The organism is Bradyrhizobium erythrophlei (assembly GCF_900129505.1).
In the GTDB taxonomy this organism is placed as follows: Bacteria; Pseudomonadota; Alphaproteobacteria; order Rhizobiales; family Xanthobacteraceae; genus Bradyrhizobium; species Bradyrhizobium erythrophlei_D.
In genome coordinates, this window is the sequence record NZ_LT670818.1 from 2,484,492 (window position 1) to 2,497,531 (window position 13,040).

10 protein-coding genes are annotated in these 13,040 nt (G+C 63.6%); 4 read left to right on the forward strand and 6 right to left on the reverse strand.

Annotation, left to right across the window (positions count from 1 at the left end; genetic code table 11):
* Positions 1 to 1,347 carry a homogentisate 1,2-dioxygenase gene (hmgA, locus tag B5525_RS11680; protein WP_079573238.1) on the forward strand — a complete coding sequence of 449 codons (1,347 nt, stop codon included), beginning with the start codon at positions 1 to 3 and terminating at the stop codon, positions 1,345 to 1,347.
* 81 nt (positions 1,348 to 1,428) lie between these two features.
* Positions 1,429 to 2,700 (forward strand): fumarylacetoacetase, encoded by a 1,272-nt coding sequence (gene fahA / locus B5525_RS11685; protein WP_079566143.1) that lies wholly within the window; start codon positions 1,429 to 1,431, stop codon positions 2,698 to 2,700.
* Positions 2,701 to 2,817: 117 nt separating this feature from the next.
* Here fahA and B5525_RS11690 read toward each other — a convergent pair whose 3' ends face one another.
* Positions 2,818 to 3,129, reverse strand: a complete 312-nt coding sequence (locus B5525_RS11690) for a DUF1272 domain-containing protein (protein ID WP_079566144.1) — start codon at positions 3,127 to 3,129, stop codon at positions 2,818 to 2,820.
* A 312-nt stretch (positions 3,130 to 3,441) separates the two neighbouring features.
* Complete coding sequence (locus B5525_RS11695) at positions 3,442 to 3,918, reverse strand: Lrp/AsnC family transcriptional regulator (protein ID WP_079566145.1); 477 nt, start codon at positions 3,916 to 3,918, stop codon at positions 3,442 to 3,444.
* A gap of 123 nt (positions 3,919 to 4,041) precedes the next feature.
* On the opposite strand from B5525_RS11695, the gene hppD reads away from it, so the two are divergent.
* Positions 4,042 to 5,160 carry a 4-hydroxyphenylpyruvate dioxygenase gene (hppD, locus tag B5525_RS11700; RefSeq protein ID WP_079566146.1) on the forward strand — a complete coding sequence of 373 codons (1,119 nt, stop codon included), beginning with the start codon at positions 4,042 to 4,044 and terminating at the stop codon, positions 5,158 to 5,160.
* A gap of 146 nt (positions 5,161 to 5,306) precedes the next feature.
* Here the strand turns inward: hppD and B5525_RS11705 are convergent, their stop codons facing one another.
* From B5525_RS11705 to B5525_RS11720, 4 genes are all read right to left on the reverse strand, one after another.
* Positions 5,307 to 6,419, reverse strand: coding sequence for a CaiB/BaiF CoA transferase family protein (locus B5525_RS11705; RefSeq protein WP_079573240.1), 1,113 nt, complete (start codon positions 6,417 to 6,419; stop codon positions 5,307 to 5,309).
* 287 nt (positions 6,420 to 6,706) lie between these two features.
* Positions 6,707 to 7,507 carry an FAD binding domain-containing protein gene (locus tag B5525_RS11710; RefSeq protein WP_079566147.1) on the reverse strand — a complete coding sequence of 267 codons (801 nt, stop codon included), beginning with the start codon at positions 7,505 to 7,507 and terminating at the stop codon, positions 6,707 to 6,709.
* Positions 7,508 to 7,521: 14 nt separating this feature from the next.
* Positions 7,522 to 9,861, reverse strand: coding sequence for a xanthine dehydrogenase family protein molybdopterin-binding subunit (locus B5525_RS11715; RefSeq protein ID WP_079566148.1), 2,340 nt, complete (start codon positions 9,859 to 9,861; stop codon positions 7,522 to 7,524).
* An 89-nt stretch (positions 9,862 to 9,950) separates the two neighbouring features.
* Positions 9,951 to 10,436 carry a (2Fe-2S)-binding protein gene (locus B5525_RS11720; RefSeq protein WP_079566149.1) on the reverse strand — a complete coding sequence of 162 codons (486 nt, stop codon included), beginning with the start codon at positions 10,434 to 10,436 and terminating at the stop codon, positions 9,951 to 9,953.
* A gap of 348 nt (positions 10,437 to 10,784) precedes the next feature.
* Here B5525_RS11720 and B5525_RS11725 point away from each other — a divergent pair, with 348 nt between their 5' ends.
* The gene (locus B5525_RS11725) at positions 10,785 to 12,812 is read left to right on the forward strand and encodes a methyl-accepting chemotaxis protein (RefSeq protein WP_172899851.1); all 2,028 of its coding nucleotides are present in this window, start codon (positions 10,785 to 10,787) and stop codon (positions 12,810 to 12,812) included.
* The last annotated feature ends 228 nt before the right edge of the window (positions 12,813 to 13,040 follow it).

Genomic DNA, 13,040 nt, shown 5'->3' on the forward strand with positions numbered 1-13,040 from the left:
ATGAATATCAATACCTCGCCTGACCTGATCGGTCGCAGCACCGTCGGTATCACGCCGGGCTACATGTCCGGCTTCGGCAACAGCTTTGAGACCGAGGCGCTGCCCGGCGCGCTGCCGGTCGGGCGCAACTCGCCGCAGCGCTGCGCCTATGGGCTCTATGCCGAACAGCTCTCCGGCTCGCCCTTCACGGCGCCGCGCGGCAGCAACGAGCGCTCCTGGCTCTATCGGATCCGGCCCTCGGTCAAACACTCCGGACGTTTTGCAAAAGTCGATGCGGGGCTGTGGCGCACCGCGCCGTGCCACGAGCAGGAGATCGTGGTCGAGCAATTGCGCTGGGACCCAACGCCGATTCCGAAAACGGAAATGACCTTCCTGCAGGGCGTGCAGACCATGACCACGGCGGGCGACGCCGGCACGCAAGCCGGCATGGCGGCGCATGTCTATCTCGTCACGAAGTCCATGGTCGACCAGCATTTCTACAATGCCGACGGCGAGATGATGTTCGTGCTGCAGCAGGGCAACCTTCGTCTGGTCACCGAGTTCGGCCGGATAGATGCCGAGCCGGGGGAGATCGTGGTGATCCCGCGCGGGGTAAAATTCCGCGTCGAGATCCCGGGCGGCCCTGCACGCGGCTATCTTTGCGAAAATTACGGCGGAGCCTTCACGTTGCCGGAGCGCGGCCCGATCGGCGCCAATTGCCTCGCCAACGCGCGCGATTTCCTCACTCCCGTCGCGGCCTACGAAGACAAGGACACGCCGACCGAATTGTTCGTGAAATGGGGCGGCTCGCTGTTCAAGACCACGCTGCCGCATTCGCCTGTTGATGTCGTGGCGTGGCACGGCAATTACGCGCCGTATAAATACGATCTGCGCACCTTCTCGCCGGTCGGCGCCATCGGCTTCGACCATCCCGATCCGTCGATCTTCACCGTGCTGACGGCGCCGTCGGAAACCGCCGGTACCGCCAATATCGATTTCGTCATCTTCCCGGAGCGCTGGATGGTGGCGGAAAACACTTTCCGTCCGCCCTGGTATCACATGAACATCATGTCGGAGTTCATGGGGCTGATCTACGGCGTCTACGACGCCAAGCCGCAGGGCTTCGTCCCCGGCGGCATTAGCCTGCACAACATGATGCTGCCGCACGGTCCGGACCGCGAGGCCTTCGACCACGCCACCAATTCGGAACTGAAGCCGGTCAAGCTGACCGGCACCATGGCCTTCATGTTCGAGACGCGCTTCCCCCAGCGCATCACCACGCATGCGGCGAAGTCCTCGACGCTGCAGGATGATTACGCCGATTGCTGGAAGGGGCTGGAAAAGCGGTTCGATCCGAACCGGCCGTAGGGATTGCTCTCGCCGTCATTCCGGGTTCATCGCTGCGCGATGCCCCGGAATGACAATGCACCATAAGCAGGAGCAAAGAATTTGCCCCATCCCAACGATCCCACCCTTCGCTCCTTCGTCGCCGTCGATCGCGCCTCCGACTTCCCGATCCAGAACCTGCCCTATGGCGTGTTTTCGACAGCGGCTTCGCCGACGCCGCGCGTTGGCGTGGCGATTGGCGACTATGTGCTCGATCTCTGGGAGCTCGAACAGGATTGCCGCATCGTGGTTGGCGAGTTCGGCGTGTTCTCGGCGCCGACGCTCAATCCTTTCATGACGCTGGGCCCGAAAGTCTGGTCCCAGACGAGGGCGCGGATCAGCGAATTGTTGCGCCAGGATCATCCGGAATTGCGCGACAATGAAAAGTTGAGAGCGCGCACTTTGGTGCCGATGGCGCAGACCAAACTGCATTTGCCGATCGCGGTCGCCGGCTATACCGATTTCTATTCGTCGAAGGAGCACGCTACCAATGTCGGCGTCATGTTCCGCGGCAAGGACAATGCCTTGCAGCCGAACTGGCTGCATATGCCGATCGGCTACAACGGCCGTGCCTCGACCGTCGTCGTCAGTGGCACAAAGATACGGCGACCGCGCGGGCAACTAAAGCCGCCGAGCGCGGAGGTGCCGAGCTTTGGGCCGTGCAAGCGGCTCGACTTCGAACTGGAGATGGGCGTCGTGGTCGGGCAGCCCTCGGCGATGGGCGAGATGCTCAGCGAGCAGCAGGCCGAGGAGATGATCTTCGGCTTCGTGCTCCTGAACGACTGGAGCGCGCGCGACATCCAGCAGTGGGAATATGTGCCGCTCGGGCCGTTCCAGGCCAAGGCGTTCGCGACCTCGATCAGCCCGTGGGTGGTGACGCGCGAAGCGCTGGAGCCCTTCAGGGTAAATGGTCCAATGCAGGACCCGGCGCCGCTGCCGTATCTGAAGCAGGCGCAGCCGAACAATTTCGATCTTCAGCTCGACGTCGGCCTGCGCGCGGCACACATGAATGAGGGGCAGCGGATCTGCCGCACCAATTTCAAATACATGTACTGGTCGTCGGTGCAGCAACTGGTGCATCACGCTGCTTGCGGCTGCGCCATGAATGTCGGCGATCTCTTAGGCAGCGGCACTATCTCGGGTCCGGAGAAGGACCAGCGCGGCAGCTTGCTGGAAATCTCCTGGAACGGCACCGAGCCGCTCGATCTGGCCGGCGGCATCAAGCGCACGTTCCTGGAGGACGGCGATTCGCTTGTGATGCGCGGCTGGTGCCAGGGCGACGGCTATCGCGTCGGTTTTGGTGAAGTTGAGGGGACCATTGTAGCGGCCGAATAGACTTCCGTAGCAGCCATTAATTCCGTCATTGCGAGCGAAGCGAAGCAATCCATCTCTCGTGCAAAGAAAGAATGGATTGCTTCGTCGCTTCGCTCCTCGCAATGACGGTGTAAGAGGTCACCGCTCCTGCGCCGGAATGTCCCTGATCCGCGCCGAATGCGCGGCGATGTCCTCAAGACTGTATTTCAGATGCACGCGCTTGTCCGACGGCAACTGCCGGCCGACGCAGGCGCCGGGGCGCCATTCATGGGCGGGGCGGATCGGCCGCGGCGCAAATCCGCCGCCGCAGTTCGGGCAGACATTGTGCAGCTTTGTCTCGACGCAGTCGGCGCAGAACGTGCATTCGTACGAGCAGATGCGCGCTTCCGTCGAGGTGGGCGGCAGGTCCTTGTCGCAATATTCGCAGTTCGGCCGGAGTTGCAGCGCCATGGCGGTCACGTCGTTCGTAGCCGAGGCTAAATTTAGTTGCATCTTGTTCGAGCTTCGCACCTCACCTCTCCCCTTGTTGTGGGAGAGGTCGGATCGCATCGTTAGATGCGATCCGGGTGAGGGGTTACGGTCCATCGATAGACCTGAACCCCTCACCTCACCCTCTCCCCGCCCGCAAGGGGAGAGGGAGCGCACTGCCGTTACCGAAACAGGGAGTCAATTCTCGCGAGCAGAGACGTGTGTCGATCGCAGACGATCATGGCAAACTGCGCGGCAAATTCGAATGCCGAATCTCCCTCGATTTCGGACACGCTAACGCGCCGCGCCCTTCAGCGGAAGTTTCGAACTCTCCTTCAGCCGGTCCAGCACGATCGATGAGCGCACATGCGCCACGCTCTGGTGCGGCATCAGCACATTGTTGACGATGTCGGACAGGCTCTTGAGGTCGCGCAGCGCCGCCTTCAGGAGATAATCGGCGTCGCCGGTCAGTGAATAGGCCTCCTGGATATCGTCGACGCGGTTGACCAATGCGCGGAACCGCTTGGCGTTGTCGGGCGAGTGGGTCGCGAGCGTGATGTGGATGAAGGCGATGACGCCGAAGCCGAGCGCTTCGCTGGCGAGGTCGGCGTGATAGCCCGATATCACCTCGTCTTCCTCCAGCCGCATCCGCCGCCGCGAGCATTGCGACGCCGACAGGCCGGCGATCTCCGCCAGCTGCTGGTTGGTGAGGCGGCCGTCATCCTGCAGCGCGCTCAATATTTTGAGGTCGAAGGCGTCGACCGAGATCATGCGTAATACACCCGGATTATGCACGAACCGTGCATGCGATGGCGGTAATGCCAGTCATTTGCACGCCCATTGTGCGCCCAATGGCCGAAACTGCAAGTCCGAAACAGGGAGAATTGGTCAGCCATGGGTCCATTTCCGCACGACGCGCCGGCCGCGGTCATCAACTCCGACAATCCGATGGGCACCGACGGTTTCGAATTCGTCGAATACGCACATCCCGACCCGCAGGCGCTGCACGTGCTGTTCAAGCTGATGGGCTACGTGCCGGTCGCGCGGCACCGCGCCAAAAAGATCACGGTCTATCGCCAGGGCGACATCAACTACCTCGTCAATGAGGAACCCGGCACCCATGGTTTTGACTTTGTCGCCGCCCACGGCCCGTGCGCGCCGTCGATCGCGTTCCGTGTCGTCGACGCCAAGGCGGCCTATGACCGCGCGTTGGCGCTCGGCGCGGAGCCGGCTGGCATTCCGCCTGCGCAACAGACGCTCGACGTTCCCGCCATCAAAGGCATCGGCGGCAGCCTGCTCTATTTCGTCGACCGCTACGGCGCCAAGGGGTCTCCCTACGATTCCGGGTTCGAGTGGCTGGGCGCGAAAGACCCGCGGCCGGAGGGCGCCGGGCTCTATTACATCGATCACCTCACCCACAACGTCCATCGCGGCCGCATGGACGTCTGGACCGACTTCTACGAAAAGCTGTTCAATTTTCGACAGATCCGCTCTTTCGATATCGAGGGCCGCGCGTCCGGCCTGTTCTCGCGGGCGCTGACCAGCCCCGACGGCAAGATCCGGATTCCGATCAACGAGGATGCCGGCGAGAGCGGCCAGATCGAGGAATATCTGAAGGTGTATCGCGGCGAGGGCATCCAGCACATCGCCTGCGGCACCAAGGACGTCTACCGCGCGGTCGAAACCCTGCGCGACGCCGGCCTGCCGTTCATGCCGTCACCGCCCGACACCTATTTCGAGAAGATCGACGCGCGGCTGCCCGGTCATGGCGAGGAAATCGCGCGGCTCAAGCGCGACGGCATCCTGATCGACGGCGAAGGCGTGCTCGATGGCGGCCTCACCAAGGTGCTGCTGCAGATCTTTTCCGCCAACGCCATCGGGCCGATCTTCTTCGAATTCATCCAGCGCAAGGGCGACGACGGATTCGGCGAAGGCAATTTCAAGGCGCTGTTTGAATCGATCGAGGAAGACCAGATCCGCCGCGGCGTGCTGAAAGTGGACGACGCGGCGTAGGGGTTTTCTCGTCATTCCGGGGCGACGCCAACGGGTCCGCGCAAGCGCGGCCCGATGACAGGCTCCGCGTCGAACCCGGAATCTCGCAGCAACGACCTCTGGATTCCGGGTTCGCGCTAACGCGCGCCCCGGAATGACGCTGGAATTTACCTCGCCGCCTTCCACTGGCTCGTTAGCTCCGCAATATCCGCCATCACCGGTTCGCGGATCGCTGAGGGTGTGCGCGAAAAGCGCGGCGCGGGGGCGGGCTGGGTGACGCCGTGGCGGCTGACAAAAATCTTGCGGGCCGCCATGTGCGGATGATCGGGCGCTTCCGCCATAGTCAGGATCGGCGCGAAGCAGACGTCGGTGCCTTCCATGAGCTCGCACCACTCCTCGCGCGTCTTGCTCTTGAACACCTCGACCAGCTTTTGCCTGAGCGCGGGCCACGCTTTCGGATCCATCTGGGCGTCGAAACTGGAATCCGAGAGGCCGGCGATCTGGCGCAGCAACGCATAAAACTGCGGTTCGATCGAGCCGATCGAGATGAAGTTGCCGCAGCCGCATTCATAGACGCCGTAGAAATGCGCGCCGCCGTCGAGGAAGTTGCGTTCGCGCCCGTCGGTCCAGCGGCCGATCGCGGTCATGTCGAAGAACATCGACATCAGCGAGGCCGCGCCGTCGCACATCGCGGCGTCCACCACCTGTCCCTTGCCGGATTTTTTCGCTTCCAGCAGGGCGGCGAGCACGCCGACCACGAGGTAGAGCGCGCCGCCGCCGAAATCGCCGACCAGGTTGAGCGGCGGCACCGGCCGCTCTTTCGGGCCAATCGCTGCGAGCGCGCCGGTGACGGAGATATAATTGATGTCATGGCCGGCGGCCTGCGCCAGCGGGCCTTCCTGGCCCCAGCCCGTCATGCGGCCATAGACGAGGCGCGGATTGCGCGCCTGCACCACGTCCGGGCCCAGCCCCAGCCGCTCCATCACGCCGGGCCGAAAACCTTCGATCAGCGCGTCGGCGTTGGAAAGCAGGTCGAGCACTTGCGCGATCGCGGCCTTGTCCTTCAGATCGAGCTCGACGACCTTGCGGCCGCGCCCGGCCACCGATTTCATGTTCTTCCTGGCGCCAATGCGATCGAGCGTCACCACCTGGGCGCCCATGTCCGCCAGCATCATGCAGGCGAAGGGCCCGGGTCCGATGCCGGCGAATTCGACGATGCGGAAACCGGTCAGCGGCCCGCTGGCGTGCTGCGTCGGGGCCTCGGGTGCGGGAGCTGTCATGGTCTCGGTCACGTCAAAAATCCATTCCTGGTGTTTCGAGGTCTTATTGGTTCACGGTTGCTTTGGGACTGACTTCGTCGCCCTCATTCCACGGCCGCGGCAGCTGATGCACGCAGAAAATGCCGAATTTCATGGGCGCCCCCGCGGGATATTCTAGTTAATCGATTAGCTAAATTGTCTCGCCTTAAGCCGAGCGTGGCAAGCGCCTTTTGGCGCGAATGTCTCTAAATGCAGTGCGGCGCGCTTGGCTAGCGCGCCGCACGCATGGTTTGAGGCGGAATGCGCGATCAGCCGGCGTCGGCAACCGCGCGTTGCGCCATCACCTTGATCAGGTTGGCGCGATAATCCGGCGAGCCCTGAATATCGCCCAACAGGCCGTCGGCGGAAATCTTGACGCTGTCGATTGCGCCTGCCGACCAGTTGGCCGTCAGGGCCGCTTCGATCGCCGGCACCCGCATGACGCCGCTCTGCGACGCACCGGTGGCGGCGACGCGGACGTCGCCGGCCTTGGTCTTCACGACGAACACGCCGGTCAGGGCGAAGCGCGACGCCGGATGCGGAAACTTGGAATAGCCCGCCTTGGCCGGAATCGGGAATGAGACCTGGGTGATGATCTCGCCGTCGGCAAGGGCGGTAGAGAACAGGCCCTTGAAGAAATCATCCGCCGATATCGAGCGCTTGTTGGTCTTGATCGTCGCGCCGAGCGCGAGCACCGCCGCCGGATAGTCCGCCGCAGGGTCGTTATTGGCGATCGAGCCGCCGATGGTGCCGCGGTGGCGGACGGCCGGATCGCCGATCAGGGAAGCGAGATAGGCAAGCGCGGGAATCGCCTTTTGCGCCGGCCCGCTGGTGGCGACGTCGCAATGCGTTGTTGCCGCCTTGATCGTCACCGCGTCAGCGGAGACCTCAATGCCGATCAGGTCCTTGATCTTGCCGAGATCGATCACGTCGGATGGCGAGGCCAGCCGCTGCTTCATTACCGGAAGGAGCGTGTGGCCGCCGGCGAGATATTTCGCCTCCGAGCCTTTTGCAAACAAGGCCGCGGCTTCGTCGACCGAGGAGGGACGATGGTAAGTTGTCTCGTACATGAGTTTTCTCCCTCTCAACCGTGAATGGCGTGCCACACCCGATCGGGCGTGGCCGGCATTTCAAGCTTGTTGTTACCGATCGCATCCGTGATGGCGTTGATCACGGCGGCCGAAGCGCCGATCGCGCCGGCCTCGCCGCAACCCTTGACGCCGAGTGGATTTCCCGGGCACAGCGTCGTGGTGTGGTTCAGCTTGAACGACGGCAAATCGTCGGCGCGGGGCATCGTGTAATCCATGAACGACGCGGTCACGAGCTGGCCGCTACTGTCATAGATCGCGCCTTCGAGCAGGGCCTGGCCGATGCCCTGGGCGAGGCCGCCATGGACCTGGCCCTCGACGATCATCGGGTTGATCAGCCGGCCGAAATCGTCGGCCGCGACGAAGTTGACGAAGGAGGTCTTGCCGGTGCCGGAATCGACCTCGAGTTCGCAGATATAGGCGCCTGCCGGGAAGGTGAAGTTGGTGGGATCGTAGAAGGCGCTCTCCTTCAGGCCGGGCTCCATGCCGTCAGGCAGATTGTGCGCGGTGTAGGCGGCGAGCGCGACCATCGGCAGCGCGATCGACTTGTCGGTGCCGGTAACCTTGAACTCGCCGTTCTCGATGACGATGTCGCCTTCCGACGCCTCGAGCTGATGCGCGGCGATCTTCTTGGCCTTGGATTCCATCTTCTCCATCGCCTTGAGGATCGCGGTCAGGCCGACCGCCGCCGAGCGCGAGCCATAGGTGCCCATGCCGAACTGCACCTTGTCGGTGTCGCCATGCACGATCTGCACCTGGCTGATGGGAACGCCGAGGCGCTCGGCGACCAGCTGGCAGAAGGTGGTTTCATGGCCCTGGCCGTGGCTGTGCGAACCCGTCAGGATTTCGATGGTGCCGACCGGATTGACGCGGACCTCGGCGGATTCCCACAGGCCGACACCAGCGCCCAGGCTGCCGACCGCCTTCGAGGGCGCGATGCCGCAGGCCTCGATGTAGCAGGACAGGCCGATGCCGCGCAGCTTGCCTTCGGACTTCGCCTTGGCCTTGCGGGCGGGGAAGCCGGCATAGTCGATCGCCTTCATGGCGGCGTCGAGCGAGGCGCCGAAATCGCCGACGTCATAGGCCATGATGACCGGGGTCTGATGCGGGAATTGCGTGATGAAATTCTTGCGGCGCAATTCGGCGGCATCGACCTTCAATTGCCGCGCCGCGGTCTCCATCAGCCGTTCCACCACGAAACTGGCTTCGGGCCGGCCGGCGCCGCGATAGGCATCGACCGGGACGGTGTTGGTATAAACGCTGATCACCTCGGCGAAGATGTTGGGAATGTTGTACTGGCCCGACAGCAGCGTCGCGTAGAGGTAGGTCGGCACCGAGGAGGAGAACAGCGACATATAGGCGCCGAGATTGGCGTAGGTTTTGACGCGCAGCCCGGTGACCTTGTTGTCCTTGTCGAAGGCCATTTCGGCCTTGGTGAGGTGGTCGCGGCCATGGGCGTCGGTGAGGAAGGCTTCCGAACGGTCGCCCGTCCACTTCACCGGGCGCCGGACCCTCTTGGAGGCCCACAACGCCACCATCTCCTCGGGATAGATGAAGATCTTGGAGCCGAAACCGCCGCCGACGTCGGGCGCGATCACCCGAAGCTTGTGCTCCGGGGCGATATTGTAGAAGGCCGACAGCACCAGCCGCGCGACGTGGGGATTCTGCGACGTCGTATAGAGGGTAAAGTGCTCCTCGGCCTCGTTATAGTCGCCGATCGCCGCGCGCGGTTCCATCGCATTCGGCACCAGCCGGTTGTTGGTGATGTCGAGCGACACCACATTGGCCGCCGATTTGAAGGCGGCGTCCGTCGCGCCCTCGTCGCCGATGGTCCAGTCATAGATCACATTGCCCGGCGCTTCCGGGTGAAGCTGCGGCGCGCCCGGCTTGATCGCCGCGCGGATGTCGGGGGCGGCCGGCATTTCCTCGTAATCGACGACCACGGCTTCCGCCGCGTCGCGCGCCTGGTTCTTGGTCTCGGCGATGACGACTGCGACCGCCTGTCCGACAAAGCGCACGGTCTCCGGCGCCATCGCCGGCCATGCGCCCATCTTCATCGGCGAGCCGTCCTTGGAGGTGATCGCCCAGCCGCAGATCAGGTTGCCGACCTTGTCGTCGACGATCTGTTTGCCGGTGAGGACGTCGACCACGCCCGGCATCTCCATCGCCGCCGCGATATCGATGCTCTTCACCTTGGCATGCGCATGCGGGCTGCGGACGAAATGGGCAAAGGTCATGCCCTGCAGTTTGATGTCGTCGACGTAGCGGCCCTTGCCGGTGATGAAACGCCGATCTTCCTTGCGCACGACGCTGGCGCCAATACCTTCAACACCCATAATCCTGGTCTCCCTGCCGGAGTTCTGTTTTCCGCCATTTCCATCGAAATTCGGCGGTCTTTGATTTGGCGATCGGTGATCCGCGGACGCTATTCCGCGGCCTGCGCGACCTTCATGCGGCCGGCGGCGTCGAGCACCGATTTGACGATATTGTGGTAGCCGGTGCAGCGGCAGATATTGCCCTCCAGCTCGTGGCGGACGGTGTCCTCGTCGAGCTTTCCGCCATGGCGGTTGACGATGTCGATCGCCGACATGATCATGCCCGGCGTGCAATAGCCGCACTGCAGCCCGTGATTATCGCGGAACGCGGCCTGCATCGGATGCAGCTCGTCACCCTTCGAGATACCCTCGATGGTGGTGACATTGGCGCCATCGGCCTGCCCGACCAGCACCGTGCACGACTTCACCGCCTTGCCGTCGATATGGACCATGCAGGCGCCGCACTGGCTGGTATCGCAGCCGACATGGGTGCCGGTCAGGTTCAGATGTTCGCGCAGGAGATGGACAAGAAGGGTCCGGTCCTCGACCTCGGCCGAGACCGCCTTACCGTTTACCGTCAATTTGACTGTAGACACGCCTGATACCTCCCCGATGTTTTAATTACTCCGATTAGAAGCACCGGAGCAGGACTTTGCAACTGGGAATTTGGCCGCAGAAGTCATTGTGATGTCTTCTTCGTCTCAAGGGGGCGCCCGGCGAGTCGCGGGCCACGCGCCGCCGGCGCGCGCTTGAGCCGCCTGGCCACGCTTGGGGCCGGTCCCTGTAGACCAGCCGCAAGGGGTCGGCTTTTCCCCTGGCCTCAAATAGGCGCATCGGCTGCGAATTTACCGCCCCTTATTCATTCTGCTCTAATTTCGCGCAACGAGCCGGAAGCTCGCGCTTCCGGGCGCGTCTTTCGTTGGAAAAGCGGCTGGGAGGTTGGGGTGGGTTCGCAATTGGCATCGTCAAGGCTCCCAGGCCTGCGCTTTCGCGGCAAAGTCACCCTCGGTTTCGCCGTCGTACTCGCCATTACGGCGGTCAGCATGGGCACCGCCTATTACGGATTCGAGCGGGTCTCCTCGGGTGTTGCGACCTACCGCGGCAGCGTCTCGGAAGCCGATCTCGCCCGCAATATCGACCGTGAGCTGATCTCGTACCGGGCCGTGGCGCGCTATTATGTGGCGACCGGCAAGGAAGACGACGCCACGGCGGCGCTGGCGGCCGAAGCAAGCCTGAAAGAGGCCATCGATCAGTCGATGAAGGGCACCAGCAATCCGGCGCGCCGCGATCAGGTGACGCGCCTTGCCGGCGAATTCGGCACCTTCACCAGGATCTTCGCCGACATCCTCAAGGTCAAGCGCGACAGCGCGCTGCTGACGCAGAACCAGCTGGCGAAAAGCGGCAACATGCTGCGCTACAAGCTTGACGATCTCCCCAGCAACGCCGACGATGCGGAGCTGCAGCAGATCCAGTTCGGCGCGAAAAAAGTCACCGAGCAATTCCAGGCAGTGACGGCGCTCGCCAATACGTTCGTCATCAACTCCGACCAGACCGTGGCCAACAGCGCGCTGGCGCGGCTGAAATTCGTCGAGAACTCGATGCAGGCGATCCCCTCGAAGGACGAAAAGATCGTGGCGGGCCTCAAGGAGGCCAGCGAACTGCTCGGAGATTACCGGCAGGCGCTGACCAAGCTGGTCGAGAATTCGAAATCGGTCGAAAAACTCGTCGCCGAAATGAACGAATCGGCGGCGGCGATCGTCAAGGGCGCGAGCGCGCTGAAGGCGGACCTGTCTTCCGACCAGCAAAGGCTTGAAAACGAGTCGGATGCGACGATCGGGGAGACCGAGCACCTGATCGTGATGCTCGCGGCCGGCGGCTTCGTGCTCGGCGCGATCCTGGCGCTGCTGTTGGGCAAGGGGATTTCGCGGCCGATGATCGAGATGTGCAAGGCGATGCGCGAACTCGCCGGCGGCAATTTCGATGTCGTGCTGCCGGGCCTCGGGCGCCGCGACGAAATCGGCGAAATGGCCGGCGCGGTCGAGGAATTCAAGATGCAGGCAATCGCCAAGGCCGAGCGCGACGCGGCGGCCCAGGATGCCCAGAACAAGGCGGCGGGGGCGGCGCGGCGCGGCGAGCTCATTCGCTTTGCCGATGAATTCGAGGCGGCGGTGGGCGCGATCGTCTCCAACGTATCGGCTTCCGCCGTTCAGCTCGAACAGGCGGCCGGCATGCTGACGCGGACCGCGGAGACCACCCAGAGCCTGTCGAGCCAGGTCGCCGGCGCCTCGGAAGAGGCCTCCAGCAACATGCAATCGGTCGCCACCGCGACCGAGGAACTATCGACCTCGGTCGACGAGATCGGCCGGCGGGTGCGCGATTCCAACAAGATCGCCGACGCCGCCGTGCGGCAGGCGCAGGAGACCGACGGCCGCATCGGCAAATTGTCGCGCGCCGCCCAGGAGATCGGCGACGTGGTCAAGCTGATCACGGCGATCGCCGAGCAGACCAATCTGCTGGCGCTGAACGCGACCATCGAAGCCGCCCGCGCCGGCGACGCCGGCCGCGGTTTCGCGGTCGTCGCGTCCGAGGTCAAGTCGCTGGCGAGCCAGACCGCGAAGGCGACCGACGAGATATCAACCCATATCGCGGGCATGCAGGGCGCGACGCAGGAATCGGTCGCGGCGATCAAGGAGATCGGCGGCACCATCGGCCAGATCTCCTCCATTGCGTCGGCGATTGCGAGCGCGGTCGAGCAGCAGAGCTCGGCCACCCAGGAGATCGCGCGCAACGTTCAGAACGTCGCGCGAGGCACAGAGGAAGCCGCCGCCAACATCATGCAGGTCAATCGCGGCGCCACCGAAACCGGCTCGGCTTCCGAGGAAGTGCTGCACTCGGCCAAGACCCTTTCCAGCGAAAGCGCCCGGCTGCGCGAGGAACTGGATCGCTTCATGGCCAATATCAGGGCGGCGTAGCCGCGCCGCCGGGGCGCAAAGCACCGCGTAGGTGCTGGCCCGGGGGATCGCGGCGGGTGCGAATTTGGCGATGCGCCAACGGGTATACGCCCCAAAATAATATTTCTGAATTTCAGAAATTGTGCTTGCCGCCGCACCCAAATCAGTTCTATATCCGCGTCGTCCCGTCCCACAGAGGGGCGGCTCGCGATCGTCACGGACGCGGGACGGGATGCGGTGGCCGCGTTG

What these genes read in the sequence shown, in the direction of transcription:
- hmgA (WP_079573238.1), top strand. Translation starts at nt 1, where the DNA reads ATGAATATCAATACCTCGCCTGACCTGATCGGTCGCAGCACCGTCGGT.
- B5525_RS11690 (WP_079566144.1), bottom strand. Translation starts at nt 3,129, where the DNA reads ATGGCGCTGCAACTCCGGCCGAACTGCGAATATTGCGACAAGGACCTG.
- B5525_RS11695 (WP_079566145.1), bottom strand. Translation starts at nt 3,918, where the DNA reads ATGATCTCGGTCGACGCCTTCGACCTCAAAATATTGAGCGCGCTGCAG.
- hppD (WP_079566146.1), top strand. Translation starts at nt 4,042, where the DNA reads ATGGGTCCATTTCCGCACGACGCGCCGGCCGCGGTCATCAACTCCGAC.
- B5525_RS11705 (WP_079573240.1), bottom strand. Translation starts at nt 6,419, where the DNA reads ATGACAGCTCCCGCACCCGAGGCCCCGACGCAGCACGCCAGCGGGCCG.
- B5525_RS11710 (WP_079566147.1), bottom strand. Translation starts at nt 7,507, where the DNA reads ATGTACGAGACAACTTACCATCGTCCCTCCTCGGTCGACGAAGCCGCG.
- B5525_RS11715 (WP_079566148.1), bottom strand. Translation starts at nt 9,861, where the DNA reads ATGGGTGTTGAAGGTATTGGCGCCAGCGTCGTGCGCAAGGAAGATCGG.